This window comes from Gordonibacter urolithinfaciens, from assembly GCF_900199375.1.
In the GTDB taxonomy this organism is placed as follows: Bacteria; Actinomycetota; Coriobacteriia; order Coriobacteriales; family Eggerthellaceae; genus Gordonibacter; species Gordonibacter urolithinfaciens.
Map to the genome: position 1 here is coordinate 320,116 of NZ_LT900217.1, position 20,807 is coordinate 340,922.

Below are 20,807 nucleotides of genomic sequence, written 5' to 3' on the forward strand. Positions count from 1 at the left end.
GGCGGTACGTGCTCTGCGTGCGCCCTAAGCATACCACGACGCCGTCCCCCTCCGTTGCGCTACAATGGCATCGTTCGTCTGCAAACGTCGTTCTCGCACGCCCGAAAGGCCCTTCATGCCCGTCGACCTCATCTCGCTCGCCATCATCGCGCTCGTCGCGGCGGCGTGCCCCATCCTCGCCAAGCTCATCCCCGGCAAGCTCATCCCCGAGACGGTGTTCCTGCTCATCGCCGGCGCCGTGCTCGGGCCGAACCTCGCGGGCGCCATAGAGCTCACCGACTCGGTAGGGCTGTTGTCCGACCTGGGCCTGGCTTTCCTGTTCCTGCTGGCGGGCTACGAGATAAACCCGAAGAGCCTCACCGGTTCCCAGGGCAAGCGGGGCCTGGCCACCTGGGCCGTGTCCATCGTGCTGGCCTTTTTGTTCGTGCATTTCGCCAGCGGCCTGTTCGCGAACGAGATAGAGTCCGTGGCCGTGGCCATCGCGCTGACCACCACGGCGCTCGGCACGCTCATGCCCATCCTGAAGGAGCGCGAGCTCATGGGCACGCGCGTGGGCGAGTCCGTCCTGGCCTACGGCACGTGGGGCGAGCTGTGCCCGGTGCTCGCCATGGCGCTTCTGCTGTCGACGCGCGCCGAGTGGAAGACCGTGCTCATCCTGATGGCGTTCATGGCCCTGTGCGTGCTGGTGGCGGTGGTGCCCGCCAAGGCGAAGAAGGCCGGCCACCGGCTGTTCCGCTTCCTCACCGCCAACGCCGAGGGCACCTCGCAGACTATGATGCGCGTGACGGTGCTCCTGCTGGTGGGGTTGGTGGCCCTGTCGGCCGCGTTCGACCTCGACATCGTGCTGGGAGCGTTCGCGTCGGGCTTCGTGCTCCGCTACATCATCCCCGAGGGCGACCACGCGCTCGAGCACAAGCTGGACGGCGTGGCGTACGGTTTCCTCATACCTATCTTCTTCGTGGTGTCCGGCGCGAAGATCGACCTGGCGGCGGTGTTCCAGCAGCCCGAGGTGCTGGTGGGCTTCATCGCGCTTTTGCTGCTCATCCGCGCGGTGCCCATCTTCGCCGCACTCTCAACCGGCAAGGACACGCGCGACATATCGACGCACAACCGCCTGACCATCGCGCTGTACTGCACGACGGCGCTGCCCATCATCGTGGCCGTCACGTCGGTAGCCGTGAGCGCGGGCGCCATGCCGCAGGAGACGGCCAGCGTGCTCGTGGCGGCCGGCGCCATCACCGTGTTCCTCATGCCGCTTCTGGGCATGCTCACCTACCGCGTGGCCGACGCGAAGCCCATCGAGGCTGTGCGCGAGATAGCGCACAGCCCGCGCGACATCGGCGACATCCTGCGCGAGCACTGGGAGCTGGAGCGGATGCTCGCCCGCAAGGCGGCGCTCGAGCGGCTGGCGGCACGACACGAGGGGCGCAGCTTCGAGGACCTGGACTGGCAGGACCGTGCGGCGCTGCTTCAGCGAGCCTCGGCGCGCAAGCGCGCCATCGACGAGGCGCTGGACCTCGCCTCTCAGGAGATGGCACGCCGCGCGCTCGTGGACGACGCCGATCCCGACGGCGACGGCCCCCGGCTGGCCGACAGGCAGCAGCGCCGCGAGGAACGGCGGCGTCTTGTTGCCGAGCATGCCGTGAGGGAGTACCGACGCCGCATGAACGAGCTGGGCGGCGCGGCCGAGCGCATGGGCGTCAGCCGCGAGGACGCGCGTCGGCTGTTCGAGGACGCGCGGGAGATGCGGGAGTCTGCCCTGCGCGACCGGTACGGCACACGTGCGGGGCACGACGAGAACGGGGACGACGGGCCCCGTTCCTGAAGGACGGCGCGAAACGGGCCGGCTGGCAGCCGGACGGATCGCGCCAGCTTTTGGACGAACTGCTAGCGGGAGCCGTCCTCGTATTCCTGGCGCGCGGCACGCAGCGCCCAGACCACGAACAGGTCGACAAGCACCAGGAACACGCCGGCCACCGTCAGCATGCCGTCGCTCTCGGGCGTGTAGGACGCCCAAGCCTGCCAGCCGCCGAGGCCCACGACGCCCGCTCCGACGACGATGAGCAGCACACCGCCTACGCGGGTCGCCTGCGCCACGCCGCTCGCTTCGCGCTCGCGCTCCGGTAGCCCTGCGGCGCCGGCGAGCGCATGCCGCCAGCGGCTGCAGGCCATCTGGACGCCCGTCACCACGAACACGAGCCCCATGAGCAGCAGGCCCGCCATGAGCGCCGCAATCCCCAGCCGTATTCCACGCTCCCGCCTAACCGAACAGGACCTCGGCTATGTTGCGGGTGGACTGCTCGGTGGGCGTCCAGGTGCTTCCCTCGAGCGTGTAGTCGATCGTGACGGAGCCGGCATCGACCGGCTCGATGGCCGCGGTGGCCTCCATGACGGTCTCCCCGATCTTCTGGTTCATCTCGGCCTCGGGAAGCTCGAGGAACGACTCGTCCTCGGCCAGCTTCGCCGCAGCATCCTCGAGCGCCTGCTCGTAGGCGGCATAGCTCTTGCACGTGAGCGCCACGTCGACATGGGCCTCCTTGCCGTCGACCGTCACGTCGCCGATACGGTAATCGAAGCCGGCCAGGTAAGCCTTCATGAACTCGTTCGCATCGATGCCGAACTCGGACAGGTCCGCAACGTCCGCACCGGACATGAGGTCGGCGAGCGCTGCCTCGTCCAGGTTCTTCAGCCCGTCCAGTTCCTCGGCCACCCCGTTGCGGATGACCTCCTCGTCGTTCGGCCCGCATCCTGCAAGCGCCCCCAGGCACAGCACCATGAGCGCGGCGGCGCAGACGGCGGCTATCTTGATCCTCTTCATGAAACGTTCCCCTCCCCTACCTTGAATGGACATGAAGCCATCATACCGGCCCCCGCACTGTTCGGCAAGCACGAAAGAAGCCCCCGACCAGGCGGGGGCTTCCGTTCGAAGCGAGGTTGGGACACGGTGCGCCGCCGCTCGGGCATACCGCGCGACCGAGCCCGGCGGCGCGGTATGCCTCCGCCCGGCGCGCCGCTACAGCGCGGCGTCCTTGATGGCCTGCACCAGCTTCTTCACGTCCCACGCGCCGAGGTCGCCTTCGTGGCGCTCGCGCACGCTGACCGTGCCGTTCTCGATCTCCTTGTCGCCGAGCACCACCATGTACGGGATCTTCTGGCTCTGGGCCTTCGCGATCTTCACGCGCATGGGCTCGTTCTGGTCGTACACCTCCACGCGACCGCCCGCATCAGCCAGCTTCAAGGCTAGATCATGGGCCGCCTCGTTGTGACGGTCGGCCAGCGGCAGCACGGCAACCTGCACAGGAGCCAGCCACAGCGGCAACGCGCCCGCGTAGTGCTCGATAAGGATGCCTAAGAAGCGCTCGATGGAGCCGAAAATGGCGCGATGGAGCATCCAGGGGCGCTCCTCGGTGTTGTCCTCGGTGCGGTAGGTGAGCCCGAAGCGCTCGGGCATGTTGAAGTCCACCTGCACGGTGGAGCACTGCCAGGTGCGGCCGATGGCGTCCTTCACCTTGATGTCGATCTTCGGGCCGTAGAACGCGCCGTCGCCCTCGTTGATGTCGTAGGACAGGCTGTGGCGCTCGCATGCTTCCTTGAGCGCGTTTGTGGCATGCTCCCACATGTCGTCGGTGCCGATAGACTTCTCGGGACGCGTGGAGATCTCGGCCTCGTATTCGAACCCGAACGTGGACATGATATGGTCCACGAGCCCGAGGATGGCCACCACCTCGTCCACCACCTGGTCGCGCGTGCAGAACACGTGCGCGTCGTCCTGGGTGAAGCCGCGGGCGCGCAGCAGGCCGTGCACGACGCCGCTCATCTCGTGGCGGTACACCGTGCCGAACTCGAAGTAGCGCAGCGGCAGGTCGCGGTAGGAATGCAGCTCGCTCTTGTACAGCATGACGTGGCCCGGGCAGTTCATGGGCTTCACGGCGTACTCGGTCATGCGGGGGTTCTCGTCGTCGCCCTCGTTGATCTCGAAGAAGTACATGTTCTCCTTGTAGAAGCCGTAATGGCCCGAGGTCTTCCACACGTCGGCGTTGTAGATGTGCGGGGTGATGACCTCCTCGTAGCCGCGCGTGTACAGGTCGCGGCGCAGCCACTCCTGCAGGGTGCGGATGATGCGCGCGCCCTTGGGGAGGTACAGCGGCAGACCGGCGCCCGCCAGCGGGTCCATGACGTAGATGCCCAGCTCGCGTCCCAGCTTGCGGTGGTCGCGCTTCTCGGCCTCCTCCAGGTTGCGCACGTGCTCGTCCAGCTCCTTCTGCTTGAAGAACGCCGTGCCGTAGATGCGGGTGAGCATCTCGCGCTCGGCGTCGCCGCGCCAGTACGCACCGGCGAGCTTCGTGAGCTTGAACGCGCCCAGCTTGCCGGTGGAGGGAAGGTGCGGCCCGCGGCAGAGGTCGGTGAACTTGCCGATGGTATACGTGGTGATGACGGCGTCCTCGGGAAGCTCGGCGATGAGCTCCAGCTTGAACGGCTGGTTCGCGAAGATCTCCTCGGCCTCGGCGCGCGTGACCACGCGGCGCTCGAAGGGCTCGTCGGACTTCACGATCTCGGCCATGCGGGCCTCGATGGCGGCGAAGTCGTCGGGCGAGAGCGCACGGCCCGTCTTCACGTCGTAATAGAAGCCGCCCTCGATGGCCGGTCCCACGCCGAACTGCACGTCGCCGTAGAGGTCGACGAGCGCGGCGGCCATGACGTGCGCCGTGGAATGGCGCAGGAGCTCCAGGCCCTCGTCGCTCTTGGCGGTGACGATGGCTACGGAGTCGCCCTCGGCCACGGGCGCGGAGAGGTCGACCGGCCGGTCGTTCACGATGCCGGCGAGCGCGGCCTTGGCAAGGCCCGCGCCGATGGAGGCGGCCACGTCCGCGACGGTAGCGCCGTCGGCGAGCTCCTTGCGCGAGCCGTCGGGAAGTACGATATTCATGATGGTTCCTTTCCTGTGCCGGGCGCGCACAAAGCGCCTGCACGATCGGTATGGCTGCGTCTTGAGTGCGCAGCCCGGGCTCAGTATGCCACGAACGGCCGGAGGGCCCTCCGAGCACACGGTTTCAACAGACGCCGCAGCAGGCGGCAGGCCGGCAGGCGGCAGGCACCGGCGCAGCATAAAAAGCCGCCCCGGTAAACGAGGCGGCTTCTTCGACAGCGCGGGTTACGGGGCGGGATGCTCGCCTTGCGGGGAGCGGGTCCGGGCCTGCCTTTGCTGGGGAGCCGCTTGCTGCGGCTGCTGCGTTCGGGCGCGCGGAGCGTTGCGGCGCGCGGGGGCGGCACCGCCCACGGGCGTGGCGCAGTAGGGACACACGGTCCACGACGGATCGAGCGCATGGTTGCAGGTGCCGCAAAGGTTCTTCAGCCGCTGATGGCAGTTCGGGCAGAGCACGAAGTCGGCCTCTACCGGATAGCCGCAGTTCGCGCATTCGCCGTACTTCATGAGCTCGCGCTGCTTGAGCGCGATCTCCAGCTCCTGCTCGTCGCGGTCGATCTGCAGCAGCGGCGGGCGCAGCAGGCAGTACGCGATGATGCCCAGCAGCGGGATGAGCGCCACGATGGCCCACACGTACCAGTAGGAGCCGCGCAGGTACGCGTCGCGGACCACCCAGACGATGGAGAGCACGTACAGAATGACGAGCAGTATGACGACCACGGTGAACGCGGCCTGCAACTCGGGCGTCCACAACTGGGACAGCAGTTCGCTCATTTCAACCTCGTTTTCTTCGACTTGCCAGACGCCGCGGGGGCGACCGTTGCACCGTGCCGACCTCAACAAGCGTCGACACGGTCAGTCATTATACCAAAATTGCCCGACCGCACCCCCGTGTTCAGGCAATTTCCGCAAGAGGCGCCCAACAGACCCCGTGCCTCGATGCGCCTTTGCGGCAGGCGGACGTCCCGCGCCCGCCTGCCGCCCGCGCCTACCCCAGCTCCGCCAGCTGGGCCTCCACGCGAGCAAGCTTGTCGGCGAGCTCGGCGTGCTTGGCACGGTCCTTCTCCACGATCTCGGGCGCGGCCTTGGCCAGGAAGCCCGGGTTGGAGAGCTTCTTCTCCAGCTTGCCCGCGTCGGCGGCGAGCTTGGCCTGCTCCTTCGCGAGGCGCTCGCGCTCGGCGCCGAGGTCCACGAGGCCCGACAGCACCAGGTACACCTCAAGCCCCGCGCCCAGCACGGCGCTGGACTCGGCCGGCTTCTCCACCTGCGCGCCGATGGCGAGCGACGCCGTGTTGCCCATGCCCTCTATGAGCCCCCGCTGGGCCTCGAGCAGGGCCGCGTCCGCCCCGTCGGCCTTCACGACCACGGCCAGCTGGGACTTCGGCGAGATGCCGTAGCGGGCGCGCGTCGAGCGGATGGCCGACACCGTCTCGCACACCATCTCGATGGCGCGCTCGGCCTCCGGGTCCGCGTACTTCGCCAGCTCCTGCGCGTCAGGCCAGGCGGCCCCGATGAGGTACGGTGCGCCCTCGCGGTCGATGGGCAACTCCTGGTAGATCTCCTCGGTCACGAACGGCATGATGGGATGCAGCAGCCGCAGCGCCTGGTCGAGCACGAACACGAGGTTGCGCTGGCACGCCAGGCGGTCCGCCGGGTCGGCCCCGGCGCCCAGGCGCGCCTTCGAGAACTCGATGTACCAGTCGCAGAACTCGTTCCAGAAGAACGCGTACAGCTCGCGCGTGGCCTCGCCGAACTCGAAGCCGTCGAACGCCGCGTCCAGGCGCGCCACGAGGCCCGCCAAGCGCGAGAAGATCCAGCGGTCGGCCGGCGTCGAGGGCGCGGGTTCGCCCGGCTCGTAGCCGTCCAGGTTCATCATGACGAAGCGCGCGGCATTGCGGATCTTGTTCGCGAAGTTGCGCGAGCTTTCCAGCTTCTCCTCGTTGAACTTGAGGTCCTGCGCGCCCGTCACCTGCATGAGCAGGCCGAAGCGCATGCCATCGGCCCCGTAGTCCTCCATGAGGCGCAGCGGGTCCACGCCGTTGCCGCGGCTCTTGGACATGGGCTTGCCGTCGGCCGCCATCACCGTCGGGTGGATGATGACGTGCTCGAACGGGATCTGGTCCGTGCAGTACATGGACGCCATCACCATGCGCGCCACCCACAGCCCCATGATGTCGCGCGCGGTGGACAGCACCTGCGTGGGGTACGCGGCGCGCATCTCGGGCGCGTCCACCCCCTCCTCGGTCCAGCCCATCGTGGCGAACGGCCACAGCTGCGACGAGAACCACGTGTCGAGCACGTCCTCGTCCTGGCGCACCGGGGCGCCGCACACGGGGCACGTCTCGACGTCCTCCACCGAAGCGTCCTCCCAGCCGCACGCGTCGCAGTAGAACATGGGAATGCGGTGCCCCCACCACAGCTGGCGCGAGATGCACCAGTCTTTCAGGTTCTCGAGCCAGTCGAGGTAGACCTGCTTCCAACGCTCGGGATGGAACTGGATGGAGCCGTCCTCCACCACGCGCGCCGCATCCTTCTTGAGGCCGTCCACGGCCACGAACCACTGCTCGGACTCCCAGGGCTCGAGCTTCGTGTGGCAGCGGTAGCACGTCATGACGGAGTGATCGTGGTCCTCCACGTGGTCGAGCAGCCCGAGCTCGTCGAACGCGGCCACGACGGCCTCGCGGGCCTCGTCGCGGTCCATGCCCGAGAACTTCCCGTAGCCCTCCACCACGTGCGCCGTCTCGTCGAAGATGTTGATGCGCTCGAGGCCGTTGCGCTCGCCCATGGCCCAGTCGTTCGGGTCGTGCGCGGGCGTGGTCTTCACGCAGCCGGTGCCGAACTCCCTGTCGACGTGCCAGTCGGCGAAGATGGGGATCTCGCGGTCGACGAGCGGCAGCGTCACCGTCTTGCCCACGAGGTGCTTGAAGCGCTCGTCCTTCGGGTTCACCGCCACGCCCGTGTCGCCGAGCATCGTCTCGGGGCGCGTCGTGGCCACCACGAGGTACTCCAGTCCGTCCACCGGCTCGGTCAACGGGTAGCGCAGGTACCACAGGTGCCCCGCCTCGTCCACGTACTCGGCCTCGTCGTCGGAGATGGACGTGGTGCAGTGGGGGCACCAGTTCACGATGCGCTTGCCCTTGTAGATGAGGTCGTCGCGGTACCAGTCCACGAAGAGCTTGCGCACGGCACGCACGTAGGCCGGCTCCAGCGTGAAGTGCTCGTCGTCGTAGTCGCACGAGCAGCCCATGCCCTTGATCTGGTTCACGATGGTGGTGCCGTACTCCTTGTACCAGTCGTAGCACGCCTCGATGAACGCCTCGCGGCCTATCTCCAGGCGGCTGATGCCCTGGTCGGCCAGCTTCTTGTCCACCTTGGTCTGCGTGGAGATGCCGGCGTGGTCGGTGCCGAGGATCCAGCGCGTGGGGCGGCCCTGCATGCGGGCGCGGCGGATGCACGTGTCCTGGATGGTGTCGTTGAGGGCGTGGCCCATGTGCAGCACGCCCGTGATGTTCGGCGGCGGGATGACGATGGTGTAGGGCTGCCCCTTCTTGGCGCCGAAGCCCTCGCCGCGCTGGAAGTAGCCGGCATCCTTCCACGCCTCGAAAAGCGGGCGCTCGTGGGCGGCGAAGTCGTAGTCGATCTTCCTCGCCCCGGTTTTCTCGTTCGTGTTATCGGCCATGGTCTGCTCTTTCGTCCTCAAAGTCTCTCAAACCGAAAAGCGGGCGCGCCGCTCGTCTGCGATCCGCCCGCTCGTCTCCCGTATCCCGCGACCGCGCTATGCGCTCTGCAGGCTCACCTCGTCGCCCATCGGCAGGGCCCCTGCCCCGCCCGCGGGCTCGATCTCCGGCTTCGTCTCGCCTTTGATGTCGCTCGCGCGCACGGTGACGGCAGTGGCGCCCTCGTGCTCGGGCAGGTCGTACATCACGTCCATGAGCACCCGCTCGCAGATGGAGCGCAGCCCGCGGGCACCCGTGCCGTGCTCCACGGCCTCGTGCGCGATGGCGCGCAGGGCCTCGGGCTCGAACACGAGCGTGGAATCCTCGAAGTCGAACATCTTCGTGTACTGCTTCACCAGCGCGTTCCTCGGCTCGGTGAGGATGCGCACGAGGTCTTCCTCCGACAGCTCGTTCAGGGACGTCACCACGGGGATGCGGCCCACGAACTCGGGGATCATGCCGTACTTGTTCAGATCCTCAGGCAGCACCTGGGCCAAAAGCTCGGCCTCGGCGTGCTTCTTGGACTCGGGCAGGTCGGCGTTGAAGCCGAGCCCTTTCTTTCCCACGCGGTCGGCGATGATGCCGGCCAAACCCACGAACGCGCCGCCGAGGATGAACAGGATGTTCGTGGTGTCGATGTGGATGAGCTCCTGCTGGGGATGCTTGCGGCCGCCCTGCGGCGGGACGCTCGCCTCCGTGCCCTCCACGATCTTCAGGAGCGCCTGCTGCACGCCCTCGCCGGACACGTCGCGCGTGATGGACAGGTTCTCGGCCTTGCGGGCCACCTTGTCGATCTCGTCGATGTAGATGATGCCTATCTCGGCGCGCGGGATGTCGAAGTCGGCCGCCGTCATGAGCTTGAGCAGGATGTTCTCAACGTCCTCGCCCACGTAGCCGGCCTCGGTGAGCGTGGTGGCATCCGCAATGGCGAACGGCACCTTCAGCGTGCGGGCGAGCGTCTGCGCCAAGAGCGTCTTGCCGGAGCCTGTGGGGCCCAGCAGCATGATGTTGCTCTTGGCCAGCTCCACGTCGCCCTCGGCTGCGTCGGCCCCCAGGCTGATGCGCTTGTAATGGTTGTACACGGCCACGGACAACGCGCGCTTGGCCGCCTCCTGCCCCACCACATGCTCGGAGAGCTCCGCGTACAGCTCGTGGGGAGTGGGCAGGTCGGCCAGGACGTCCTCGGGCGCCGGCTCGGCCTCGGCCGTGTACGGCTCGCCCGCATGCTTGGCGTGGCGGCCCTGCGGCTCGGACTCCATCGGGGCGGCCGCCTCGGGCGGCACGGAGAGCCCCAGGTCGCGCATCATGGCATCGGCGCACACGGATATGCACTCGTCGCAGATGTAGATGCCGTTGGGGCCCGAGATCATCGCGGCCACCTCGTGCGGGTGCTTCCCGCAGAAGGCGCACGCGATGTCGTCCCGGCCGGCGAATTCCTCGTGTCTCTCGTTCGTCATAACAGGTTATTCGCTCTTCTTCTCTTCGGTGTCCGACGCGACGGCGCGCGACGTGGTGATGCGGTCCACCAGGCCGTAGGCCAGCGCCTCCTCGGCGGTCATGTAGTTGTCGCGCTCGGTGTCGGCCTGGATGGTCTCGAGCGTCTGGCCCGTGTTGTCCGCGAGGATCTTGTTCAGGCGGTTGCGGGTCTTCAGCATGAAGTCGGCCACGATGGCGATCTCGGTCTGCTGGCCCTGGGCGCCGCCGGACGGCTGGTGGATGAGCACCATGGAGTTCGGGAGGCACAGGCGCTTGCCCTTGGCGCCGTTGGACAGCAGCACGGCGGCCATGGAGGCGCACTCGCCCAGGCAGATGGTGGACACGTCGCACTTGATGAAGTCCATGGTGTCCAGGATGGCCAGGCCCGCCGTGACGGAGCCGCCCGGCGAGTTGATGTAGAGGGAGATGTCCTTCTCGGGATCGGCGCTCTCCAGGTGCAGCAGCTGCGCCACCACGGAGTTCGCCACGTTGTCGTCGATCTGCTCGCCCAGGAAGATCACGCGGTCGTTCAGCAGGCGGGAGTAGATGTCGTAGCTGCGCTCGCCGCGGGGGGACTGCTCGATGACGTAGGGGATCAGTGCTGCCTTGGTATCGTAGCTCATAGCTTGTTGCCTCGCTTTCGCTCGCGGCCCCGGCGGGACCGCACGGAATCGTCTAATGCCATAGTGATGTACGTTTCGCCGCCACGCAAGGCCAGGCTACCGTTTCGTTACCCTCGGCGAGACGAGCGGACGCGCCCCCGGAAGGGCGCGTCCGAAGAGCCGCCTGCGGCGCTATTCGGCGTCCGCTGCCTTCTCGGCGTCGGCGGCCTCGTCCTTCTTGGCCTTCTTCGGGGCGGCCTTCTTGGCGGCCGGCTTCTTCTCGGTAGCCTCGTCCTTGGCCTCGTCCTTCTTGGCGGTCTTCTTGGCCGCGGCCTTCTTGGCGGGCTTCTTCTCGTCCTTCTTGTCGTCGGCGGCCGCTCCCGGCTCGACGATGGTCACGACGGCCTTCTCCATGACGTCCTCGGCGGCCCTCGTGCGGGCGATGCCGTTCTTCACCATGTGGAGCTGGCCGTTTTTGCGCCACTCCTCCTGGAGCTTCTTCGGATCCTCCACGCCGCTCTTCACGAATTCCTCGGCCACGTCCTCGTCCGTGACCTCCATGCTGTAGTGGCGCGCCCACGCGTCGAGCGCGAGGTCCTGCTTGGTCATGTCGGCGGCCTGCGCCTTCACGTCCTCCTTGAAGCGGTCGGGCGTGATGCCCTGCTGCTTCAGATAGGCGTCGAAGCTCACGCCCTGGCGCTGCAGCTGCTGGAAGAAGTCCTGCAGCAGGCTCGTCTCGGCCTCCTCGCACATGGCCTCCGGCACGTCGCCCTGCAGGCGGTCTGCCAGCTTGGAGAGGCACTGGTTCTCCTTGATGCGGGGCAGCACCTCCTCCTTCTGCTCCAGGATGGAGTCGGCCACGCGGGTGCGCAGGTCGGCCACGTTCTCGAAGCCGAGCGTGTCCTTGACCCACTCGTCCGTGACCTCGGGCAGCACCTTGTTCTTGACGGCCTGCACCTCGACCTCGAAGTTGATCTTGGACGTCTTGCCCATGAGAGGCTGCGTCATGACGGTCGGCTCGGCCGGCACGTCGATGGAGAACTCCTTCTTCTGGCCCTTCTTCATGCCCACGAGCTCGGCGTCGAACGCGGCCGGGAACAGGCCGGTGCCCAAGCCGTACAGGCGCGTGGGGGTGGTCAGGGAGGCGATGTCCTCGCCGGCGTCGTCGGTGGCCTTCATGCCCAGGTCGAGGTAGCTGTCCTCCTTGACCTTCGTGGCCGCGGCGGCGTCCTCGTAGTCATAGTAGTGCTCGCGGAGCTGGTCGATCTGGTCGTCGACCTCGGCGTCGCTCGCGCCCTCGGCGGGCATGTCGATCTCCACCGGCTCGTAGCTGGAAAGCTCCAGCTCCGGCTTCACCTCCACCTCGAGCGAGTACTCGAACGGCTTGCCGGCCGCCACGAGGCCCATGTCCTCGGCGAACGTCGGCTTCGACACGGGGTACAGGTTGCATTCGTCGATGGCGAGGGGATAGGTCTCGTTCACCACGTCGTCCGTCACCGTGGCGGGGACCGCCTCGGCTCCCAGCGCGTTGTCGATGATCGGGCGCGGCGCCTTGCCGGCGCGGAACCCGGGGAAGTTGTACTTGTGCGCGAAGTCCTTGTAGGTCTTCTTGATGCGCGCGTCGATATCCTTGGCATCGACGGTAACGGTCACCTTGACGCGGTTATCCTGCAATGCCTCAACTTTTGTCTCCACGTAACTATCCTCCATCATTTCCGATAAATCGCCTCGCGGCAGCGTGCGGTGCTCTCGGCGGCTGCCCCCTAGCGGCGCGCATCCGCGTCGGCCTCGCAAGACGTCCGATTCGCACTCTGGCACACCGAAACGGAATTATCGCACATATGGTAGGGTTGAGGAAGCAGGTTCACGAAGAACCGACGAAAGAGGCGCGGTATGGGGGCGCAAACGCCGCGTTGCCCGCCCGGAGCTTCTGGGTACCGGGACGTTTCCTGATCTCCGGCGATTTTCCACACCCACCGTCCGCCGCGACCCGCTATCATGGAAACCATCATCATGAACCCGACCGAGAGGTGCGCGTGGCCATCTCCTTGAACATACCGCAGGAGCGCGAGCTGGCGCGGCTCATCGACTACGAGCGCTCGACGTGCAGCGTCGAGGGCGAGCTCGTGTACCGCTGCGCCTTCCCCTACCGCCCCGACGACGAGCTGCAGGCCGAGCTCATCGACGCCGGAGCGCTGGCCGCGAAGGCCGAGGGCAAGCGCGGCACCATCGTGGTCATCACCTCGGACGGGTACTCCTTCTTCCTCGAGCGCAACCGCGCCGAGCGCGAGCGCGTCCGCCGCGAGAAGCGCGACGCGCGGCTCATCGGCCTGTCGGCCCTGTTCGCCGCGCTCTGCGTGGTGGCCGGCTTCCTGCTGGGACGCTTCCTGGCGTAAGGGCCACGGCGCACCCCAATCGCCGATCGGCAGGAGCGGTATCGAAAGTCATGCCTCGTCGTCTCTCCCGGGTCGAGCGTAGGGCAAGGGCAGGGCCCTTGCCTAAGCGAAGAACGTCTGCGTGAGCCAGGGGCCGTACTCGCCTTCCCACATGCCGCCCAGCTGGGCGAACACCTGCGACCAGTCGATGGTCTGGCCGAACAGCAGCTCCAGGTAGTGGCGGTTGCCGATTCCGCGCTCGGACGGCGCTCCCAGGCAGGCCTGCGCCACCGTGTAGGTGCAGGTGGGGCACGTGGTGATGAGCGTTTCAGCGCCGGTTTTGCGCGCCTCGTCGATAATGCGCCACACGCGTCGCTCCGTGACGTCGCCGTCGTAGCCCGCCACGGCGCCGCCCGCCCCGCAGCAGAGCGTGCCCTTGCGGCGGTGGTCCATCTCCAGACGGGCCGTCTCGGGCAGGTTGCGCGCCACGAGCGCGCGGATGGCGGCGCCATGGCGTCCGTCGAAGCGGTCGTGGCACGAGTCGAAGAACGTGACGCTTCGTTCGGGAAGCGGCGCGAAGCCCGTGGGACGGCCGGCGCGCTCGGCGGCTCGGCTCTTCTTCAACAGGAGCTCCGGCAAGGGGACGATGTCCACCTCGTCGCCCATGAGCTCCACGAACTCCTCCCCGCAGCCGGGGCACACCGTGACCACGCGCTCGATGCCCGCCGCGCGTATCTGGTCGAGGATGCGCTGGCGCAGCGCGGCGGCGCGGTCGAACAGCCCGGCGCTCATGAGCGGGCTTCCGCAGCAATCGGTGGAGAGCGCCCAGGCCACGCCGTTGTCGGTGAGCCACCTCCCCACCGTGCGCGTGAGCTCGGGCGCGTAGCTCACCAGCGAGCAGCCGGGGAAGAACAGCGTGTCCGCCAGGCCCGGCCCGTTCCCGGCCGCCTGCTCGAGCGAGGTGAGCTCCGGGTAGCCGATGCCGTAGACGGCACGGTAGGCGCTGAAGATGTTCCACTCGTTGTCCACCATCACGAGCTTGGAGTCGTCGGGCGGCATGAGCCCGGCGCGCATGAACAGCACGCGCCAGTCGCGCATGCGCTCGGGCGCCAGCACGTGGGTCTGGCACGTGGCCGTGCAGAAGCCGCAGAAGCAGCAGCGGCGCAGCGCGTGGTAGAGCTCGGGGCGGTCCTGCACGAGCTGCAGCACGGCGGCGGGCTGGTCGTCGAACGGCAGCGCCGCTATGGCGCCGTAGCCCTCCTCCACCTGGCCCATGTCCAGGCCCGGCTCCTTCAGCACCTCGCAGCGCAGCGTGCAGCGCTTGCAGTGCGCGCAGGTGAGCTTCTTGTTCGCCCAGGCGGCCAGCATATCGAGCTTGGCCGCGTCCAGGCCGGCGATCTGCCCGAGTTCCTCGGTCGTGAGTTTTTCCGGTCGTGGCTGCATGCGCATGGCGTACTCCCCCCTCGTATCCGCGACCAGTTTAGCGCAATGCGCCCCGACTGAGGCGAGAATCGGGCGAGGACGCGCATTTTGCGCAGGCTGCGGCAGAGACGATGCGCTGCGGCAACCGGGAAGCGCGCCCGGGAGCAGCGCCCGGAAGCAGCGCCCGCGTGCGCGGCCCGCGCCTTCGGCCGCAGCCTCAAACGCAGCATACCCGGGAAAGCTTGCAGCTTCCCCGGGTATGCTGGTGCGGGCGAAAGGACTTGAACCTTCACACCTTTCGGTACCAGAACCTAAATCTGGCGCGTCTGCCAATTCCGCCACGCCCGCACGTGCGCCCTTTTCGCGCAGCGAACATGATAGCAGAACTTGGCGGCGCGCGGCCAGGTTGCGCGGTCTGCTATCATAGGCGCCCGAACCGTAGGGAACGAAGGCAAGGAGCAGACGTGGACTTCAAGGCGCTCGCGCGCAAGTACAACGACATCAGCCTTATCAAGCGCATCGTGGCGGGACTCGCCGTGGGCGCGGTGCTGGGCATCGCGTTTCCAAACGCAGAGGCCGTGGGGCTTCTGGGCACGCTGTTCGTGTCGGCCCTGAAGGCCGTGGCACCGGTGCTCGTGTTCTTCCTCGTGACAAGCGCGCTGGCCAACGCGAAGGCGGCGGGGTCCATGCGGACGGTCGTGGCGCTCTACCTGGTGAGCACGTTCGCGGCGGCGCTCGTGGCCGTGGGGGCGAGCTACCTGTTCCCCACCGAGCTGACGCTGGCGGCCCCGGCGGAGGCGCAGGGCACGCCCTCGGGCATCGGCGAGGTGCTGGGCACGCTCGTCTCGAACATGGTGGCGAACCCCGTGGACGCGCTGGCGAACGCGAACTACCTGGGCATCCTCGTGTGGGCCGTCGTGCTGGGCATCGCGCTGCGCGCGGCGTCGGGCACGGTGAAGGACGTGTTCGCAAGCGTGTCGGACGCCGTGTCCACGGTGGTGCGCTGGGTGATCGCGCTCGCCCCGTTCGGCGTGCTGGGGCTCGTGTACTCCACCGTGTCGCAGAACGGGCTGGACGTCTTCGCCGAGTACGGACGGCTCCTCCTCGTGCTCGTGGGCTGCATGCTGTTCATCGCCCTCGTCGCGAACCCGCTCATCGTGTTCGCCTGCGTGCGCGCGAATCCCTACCCCCTCGTGCTGCGGTGCCTGAAGGACAGCGGCGTCACGGCGTTCTTCACGCGCAGCTCGGCGGCGAACATCCCGGTGAACATGGAGCTTTGCCGGAAGCTCGGCCTCGACAAGGACAACTACTCGGTTTCCATCCCGCTGGGAGCCACCATCAACATGGCGGGCGCGGCCGTGACCATCACGGTCATGGCCATGGCAGCCGCCCACACGCTCGACATCGCCGTGAACCCCCTCGCCGCCGTGGTGCTAAGCGCCTTGGCCGCCGCCTCCGCCTGCGGCGCGTCGGGCGTGGCCGGCGGGTCGCTTCTGCTCATACCCCTGGCCTGCTCGCTGTTCGGCATCGACGGCGACGTGTCCCTGCAGGTGGTGGCCATCGGCTTCATCATCGGCGTGGTTCAGGACTCGTGCGAGACGGCCCTGAACTCCTCGTCCGACGTGCTGTTCACCGCCGCGGCGGAGTACCGCCAGCGCCGCCTCGAGGGCCGCAGCTTCCGCCTGGGCCGCGACGCGTTCGACGAGAACGAATTGGCATAGGGCGGCGCGGGGCAAGCCCCTTCCCATACGGAAACGGCGCGACGGTCCACCGGGCCGCCGCGCCGTTTCCGTATGAGGCGCTGTTTGCGCCCCCTTACGCGTCCACGATCTGCAGCGTGTAGGCGCCCTCTCCCACGGTGAACGGGTGCAGCAGGTTCTCCACGAGGGTGCGCGCCTGCTCGTTGGCCTGCCCGATCATGCCCGTCTGGTCGACCTTGCCCTCGGCGTCGGCCTGGGCCGTTTTGAGCGCCTCGGCGGTATCCTGCTTGTTCTCCCAGTTGAACAGCGCGAACGCGGAGTCGTAGAACTCGATGGAGTGCGGGTCTATCTCTATGCCCAGAAGACGGGCCTGCGGCAGGCGCACGGTGACGGTGCGGCCGCTCACGTCCACGGAGGCCTGCGACAGGTCCACGCCGGCGCGCACCTCGGCGTCGTAGACCATGGTGAAGCCTTTCTTGTTGATGAAGTCGATGTCGCCGTTCTCGTAGCGCACGAGGCCGCGGTACTCCAGCTTGGCCGTGGCCAGCTCGCTCGAGTTCGTGAGCTGCTCCTGGATGGACGTGGACGAGAGCCTGACGCTGGGCTCGAAGGCGCGCTGGAACGCGAGCGTGCCCACGACGCCCACGGCGACGAGCGCCCCGGCCGCCACGATCGCGAGTAACTTCTTCATGGCAAGGTTCCTTCTCGGTGGAAACGGGATCAGGGGGCAGGATACCACGGACGAACGGGCGCCCGTCCTCCGTCAACGAGCGGTTGAAAAGAGGCGCGCGCCCGGTCTCGCTGGTCCGCGGCCCGCCTAGCGGGCCAGGCGGGCGTAGAACTGGCCGTCGCGCTGCTCGACGGAGACGCCCTCGAGGTCGGCAAGGTACGGGCGGAACTGGGCGTAGCCCAGGTCGCGCAGCTTGAACGTGCGGAACTTGCCGCGCACGCGCTTGCCGAGCGTGGCGAGCGCCACGCCGTCGGGGCCGGCCTCGGCCAGCGTCTGGCGGATGTACTCCTCGGGCCCGCCTGCGGCGAGGGCATCCTGCGCGGGGGCCTCGGGGGCTTGCGCAGCCTTGGGAGGCTTGGGAGCCCTCCCGGACTTCGCGGCCTTCTCGGCGGGCTGCGCCGTCTCGGCCGGATCGGCCGCCTTCGCGCGCTTCGCCGAGGACTTCGGCGCCGGCCTCTCAGAAGCCTTCGCCGAGGCCTTTGCGGGGGCCTCGGCGGCTTGCGGCGGGACTTCGCCCTGCTCGGCGGGCTGCGGGACCGCAGCGGCGGCCTTGGAGGCCGGCTTGCGGCGGGACTTCGACTTCGGCGCCTGCTCCTGCCGCGCCTCTGCGGGTTCCTCGGCCTGTGGGGCGGCCGGGACGTCCTGCGCCTGCGCCTCCGGCTCCTTGCGCGCGGCCGGCTTCGTCTTGGCCGCAGCCTTGCGCCCGCCCATGGCGTTCGCCCATGCGGCGGCGGCCCGCAAGCGGGCGGCTCGGCCCGGACGGTTGTCCACGGGGGGTTCTTCGACAGGCTCGGGCTGTTCGGCGCGCGAAGCAGCCTGCGGCTCCTCCGCCGGAACCTCCGGGGCGGGGGCTTCGGCGCTCTTCGCCTCGACGGCGTCCTTGGCAGCCGCCTTCGGGGCGTCGCCCTTCCCGCCGCGATGCGTGGCCGCGCGCGTGGAGCGACGGGGCTTCTTCGCGGAAGCGCCCTCCCCGCCCCCGTTCGCAGCCGTCTGCCGCGCCGGCTCGCCGGCGTCCTCGGCCGGGGCGGGCTCCGCCTGCGCGTCGACTGCGGCCTCGGCGCTGGCAGGCCCCTTCGGCTCCTGCTCGGCCTGCGCGTCGGACGCCTCTGAGGCCGGCGCCTCCGCGCCGTGCGGGGCGTCCTTGCCGCGGCCGCCCCGACGCTCGCGATCGTCGCCCGCAAGCTCCACCGTCACCGAGCTGCCGTCCTTCGTGATCTGCACGCTCGGGAACTCGTCGAGCAGCTTCGACAGCAGGTTCGTGCCGTAGCTGCGCACGTCGAAGTCCGGGTAGCGCTTCAGCAGGCGACTGCCCACCTCGCCGAGGCCCGTGGACTTCCCGTTGTTCTGGTTGTCGGTGATGATGTTCACCACGGCCTGCTCGATCTCCTCCTTGCTCGCGGTGGCCGTGCCCGCGCCCGCGCCGGCGGCGTTCGCACCGGCCTGGTCGCCCCGGCCCTTGCCGCGGCCGGGCGCCTTGCCGCCCGCATCGCCCAGCAGAAGCTCCAACGTGGTGAAGATATCGCATGCCTTGCGAAACGGCGTGGGCGTCTTCTTCTCGCCCATGCCGATGACCGTGAGGCCGCTCTCGCGGATGCGGCTGGCCAGACGCGTGAAATCGCTGTCGCTCGACACGATGCAGAAGCCCTCCACCGAGCGCGTGTACAGGATGTCCATGGCGTCGATGATCATGGCCGAGTCGGTGGCGTTCTTGCCCTGCGTGTAGCCGAACTGCTGGATGGGCGTGATGGAGTTCTCCAGCAGCGCGTCCTTCCATTTGGCATGGAGCGTGAGCGTCCAGTCGCCGTAGATGCGCTTGTAGGTGACGGTGCCGTATTTCGACAGCTCGTCGGTGATGGGCTTTATATACTTGGCCGACACGTTGTCGGCGTCGATCAAGAGCGCAAAGCGCTTTTCAGATGATTGCTTTTCCACGTGGTGCCGCTCCTCGGTGAAAGTGATGGAGGCGGGCGCGCCCAGGCGCGCAACGCCGGTTTTTGCGCCGTGGCCGGAAACGGTCGGCAGCCCGAAGCGGTGCCAACCTGCGGAAAACACGGCGTTTCAGGCGACTATACTACTCTAAACGGGCCGATCAGAGCCCGATTGCAGCAAGTCTGATACAATTTGTCCATAATCCTCTTGCGCTCGGGAGGGAAAATCCGTATACTTCCACCTTGCGCCTTGGTGGCTATAGTTCAGTTGGCTAGAACGCCAGATTGTGGCTCTGGAGGTCGTCGGTTCGAGTCCGATTAGCCACCCCAGCGCGCTTTTTGAAATTAGGGCTTGCAATCGTTGGACGCATGCTTTAAGATAGCCCAGCGCTTTGAGCACTTTGACATAGTTTTTCTTTGGACCGTTAGCTTAGTTGGTAGAGCAGGGGACTCTTAATCCCAAGGTCCGGGGTTCGAGTCCCCGACGGTCCACCATTGAGAATCTAAAAGCCAGCCGGCAGAAACCGGCTGGCTTTTTTCGTTTTGCGGGCATCTTCCCTCCCCGCCTACGGCGAAGGTCGCCGGACCTTGGGAGCCGGCCGTCCCCGCCGTCGGCCGCATGCCCGAGGGGCATGCGGCGCGGCTCGGAGCCCCTTAGCACACCACGCGCACGCGGCGGACGCCCTCGAGGGCCTCCAGCTTCTCCACGGCGGTGGCGGGCACAGGCTGGTCGAGGTCGAGCATCGTGTAGGCGGCGTCGCCGCGGGACTTGTTCGTCATGTTCTCGATGTTCACGCCCTCCTCGCCGAACACGTCGGTGATGCGGCTGATCATGCTGGGGATGTTCTCGTGCATGACGGCCGCGCGGCTCATGCCGGCAGGGCACGCGCCCATGTCGCATGCGGGGAAGTTCACCGAGTTCTTGATGTTGCCGTTCTCCAGGTAGTCCATCATCTCCTGCACGGCCATGGCGGCGCAGTTGTCCTCTGCCTCGGCGGTCGAGGCGCCCAGGTGGGGCAGCACGATCGCGTGCTCCATCTTCATGACCTCGGGCGTGGCGAAGTCGGTGATGTAGGCGCCCACCTTGCCCGACGCCAGCGCCGAGGCCATGGCGGCGTTGTCCACGAGCGTGTCGCGCGAGAAGTTCAGCACCACGGCGCCGTCCTTCATGAGCGAGCAGGCGCGCCCGCCCACCATGCCGACGGTGCCCTCCATGGCCGGCACATGGATGGTGAGGTAGTCGCAGGTGCGGAAGACGTCGTCCAGGTTCGTGACGTGATGGACGGCGCTCGAGATGCGCCACGCCGCGCCCACCGAGACGTACGGATCGTAGCCGTACACGTCCATGCCCAGCGCCACGGCCGCGTTCGCCACCTCGGCGCCGATGGCGCCCAGGCCGATGACGCCCAGCTTCTTGCCCTTGATCTCGCGGCCGGCGAACTGCTTCTTCGCCTTCTCCACCGCCTTGGCGATATTCGGATCGTCGGCGTTGTCACGGCACCATGCGATGCCGTCCACGATGCCGCGGCTTCCCAGCAAGAGCGCGCACAGAACGATCTCCTTCACGGCATTGGCATTGGCACCCGGCGTGTTGAACACGACGATGCCCTCCTCGGCGCAGCGGTCCGTGGGGATGTTGTTCACGCCCGCCCCCGCGCGCGCGATGGCCAGCAGGCCGTCGCCGAACGCCATGTCGTGCATGGCAGCGCTGCGCACGAGTATGGCCGACGCCTGCGCGGGGTCGTCGGTAAGCTCGTAGGAGTCGGTGAGCAGGTCGGTGCCGTGCGAGGAAATGTTGTTCAAGCAGTGGACGTAGCGCATGGTTCTTCTCCTTCTCTCGTATAAGGTGAGGCCGAGGGCTGCCGTCGCGCAGGGGAGCCGCGCCGTCGTTGCGTGGGAGCCGAGCCGCTTTAGCCTGCTGTAGCAGTATACTC

Annotated in this window: 15 protein-coding genes and 3 tRNA genes; 5 read left to right on the plus strand and 13 right to left on the minus strand. The window is 67.7% G+C overall.

Annotated elements, in window-relative coordinates:
- Nucleotides 1-115 precede the first annotated feature (115 nt).
- Nucleotides 116-1,825 (plus strand): cation:proton antiporter, encoded by a 1,710-nt coding sequence (locus BN3560_RS01430; protein WP_096226728.1) that lies wholly within the window; start codon nt 116-118, stop codon nt 1,823-1,825.
- Between the two features lie 62 nt (nt 1,826-1,887).
- Here BN3560_RS01430 and BN3560_RS01435 read toward each other — a convergent pair whose 3' ends face one another.
- The 8 genes from BN3560_RS01435 to tig form a co-directional block, all read right to left on the minus strand.
- Nucleotides 1,888-2,223, minus strand: coding sequence for a hypothetical protein (locus BN3560_RS01435; RefSeq protein WP_096226730.1), 336 nt, complete (start codon nt 2,221-2,223; stop codon nt 1,888-1,890).
- A 37-nt stretch (nt 2,224-2,260) separates the two neighbouring features.
- Nucleotides 2,261-2,818, minus strand: a complete 558-nt coding sequence (locus tag BN3560_RS01440; RefSeq protein WP_096226732.1) for a hypothetical protein — start codon at nt 2,816-2,818, stop codon at nt 2,261-2,263.
- Nucleotides 2,819-3,013: 195 nt separating this feature from the next.
- Complete coding sequence (thrS, locus tag BN3560_RS01445; RefSeq protein ID WP_096226733.1) at nt 3,014-4,927, minus strand: threonine--tRNA ligase; 1,914 nt, start codon at nt 4,925-4,927, stop codon at nt 3,014-3,016.
- A gap of 225 nt (nt 4,928-5,152) precedes the next feature.
- A complete protein-coding gene (locus tag BN3560_RS01450; RefSeq protein ID WP_096226735.1) occupies nt 5,153-5,698 on the minus strand; it encodes a zinc ribbon domain-containing protein in 546 nt (181 codons plus the stop codon).
- A 214-nt stretch (nt 5,699-5,912) separates the two neighbouring features.
- The gene (locus tag BN3560_RS01455; protein ID WP_096226736.1) at nt 5,913-8,603 is read right to left on the minus strand and encodes a valine--tRNA ligase; all 2,691 of its coding nucleotides are present in this window, start codon (nt 8,601-8,603) and stop codon (nt 5,913-5,915) included.
- Nucleotides 8,604-8,699: 96 nt separating this feature from the next.
- A complete protein-coding gene (gene clpX / locus BN3560_RS01460; protein ID WP_096226738.1) occupies nt 8,700-10,097 on the minus strand; it encodes an ATP-dependent Clp protease ATP-binding subunit ClpX in 1,398 nt (465 codons plus the stop codon).
- Between the two features lie 6 nt (nt 10,098-10,103).
- Nucleotides 10,104-10,739 (minus strand): ATP-dependent Clp protease proteolytic subunit, encoded by a 636-nt coding sequence (locus BN3560_RS01465; protein ID WP_087190938.1) that lies wholly within the window; start codon nt 10,737-10,739, stop codon nt 10,104-10,106.
- Nucleotides 10,740-10,910: 171 nt separating this feature from the next.
- Nucleotides 10,911-12,413 (minus strand): trigger factor, encoded by a 1,503-nt coding sequence (tig, locus tag BN3560_RS01470; RefSeq protein ID WP_227115307.1) that lies wholly within the window; start codon nt 12,411-12,413, stop codon nt 10,911-10,913.
- Between the two features lie 341 nt (nt 12,414-12,754).
- On the opposite strand from tig, the gene BN3560_RS01475 reads away from it, so the two are divergent.
- The gene (locus BN3560_RS01475) at nt 12,755-13,114 is read left to right on the plus strand and encodes a hypothetical protein (protein WP_041239908.1); all 360 of its coding nucleotides are present in this window, start codon (nt 12,755-12,757) and stop codon (nt 13,112-13,114) included.
- A 102-nt stretch (nt 13,115-13,216) separates the two neighbouring features.
- Here BN3560_RS01475 and BN3560_RS01480 read toward each other — a convergent pair whose 3' ends face one another.
- Together BN3560_RS01480 and BN3560_RS01485 are read right to left on the minus strand one after the other, a co-directional pair.
- Nucleotides 13,217-14,542 (minus strand): (Fe-S)-binding protein, encoded by a 1,326-nt coding sequence (locus tag BN3560_RS01480; RefSeq protein WP_096226742.1) that lies wholly within the window; start codon nt 14,540-14,542, stop codon nt 13,217-13,219.
- A gap of 236 nt (nt 14,543-14,778) precedes the next feature.
- A tRNA-Leu gene (locus BN3560_RS01485) sits at nt 14,779-14,863 on the minus strand.
- Nucleotides 14,864-14,979: 116 nt separating this feature from the next.
- On the opposite strand from BN3560_RS01485, the gene sstT reads away from it, so the two are divergent.
- The gene (gene sstT, locus BN3560_RS01490; protein WP_096226744.1) at nt 14,980-16,236 is read left to right on the plus strand and encodes a serine/threonine transporter SstT; all 1,257 of its coding nucleotides are present in this window, start codon (nt 14,980-14,982) and stop codon (nt 16,234-16,236) included.
- A 94-nt stretch (nt 16,237-16,330) separates the two neighbouring features.
- Here sstT and BN3560_RS01495 read toward each other — a convergent pair whose 3' ends face one another.
- Together BN3560_RS01495 and BN3560_RS01500 are read right to left on the minus strand one after the other, a co-directional pair.
- Nucleotides 16,331-16,906, minus strand: coding sequence for a DUF4230 domain-containing protein (locus tag BN3560_RS01495; protein ID WP_096226746.1), 576 nt, complete (start codon nt 16,904-16,906; stop codon nt 16,331-16,333).
- A 126-nt stretch (nt 16,907-17,032) separates the two neighbouring features.
- Entirely contained in the window at nt 17,033-18,877 is a 1,845-nt protein-coding gene (locus tag BN3560_RS01500; protein ID WP_096226747.1) for an NYN domain-containing protein, read from the minus strand.
- A 249-nt stretch (nt 18,878-19,126) separates the two neighbouring features.
- Between BN3560_RS01500 and BN3560_RS01505 the strand changes: the two genes are divergently transcribed.
- Nucleotides 19,127-19,203: transfer RNA gene (locus BN3560_RS01505), tRNA-His, on the plus strand.
- 89 nt (nt 19,204-19,292) lie between these two features.
- Nucleotides 19,293-19,368: transfer RNA gene (locus BN3560_RS01510), tRNA-Lys, on the plus strand.
- Nucleotides 19,369-19,527: 159 nt separating this feature from the next.
- Here BN3560_RS01510 and BN3560_RS01515 read toward each other — a convergent pair.
- Nucleotides 19,528-20,694: a phosphoglycerate dehydrogenase gene (locus BN3560_RS01515; protein ID WP_096226749.1), complete on the minus strand. Its 1,167-nt coding sequence runs from the start codon at nt 20,692-20,694 to the stop codon at nt 19,528-19,530.
- Between the last annotated feature and the right edge of the window lie 113 nt (nt 20,695-20,807).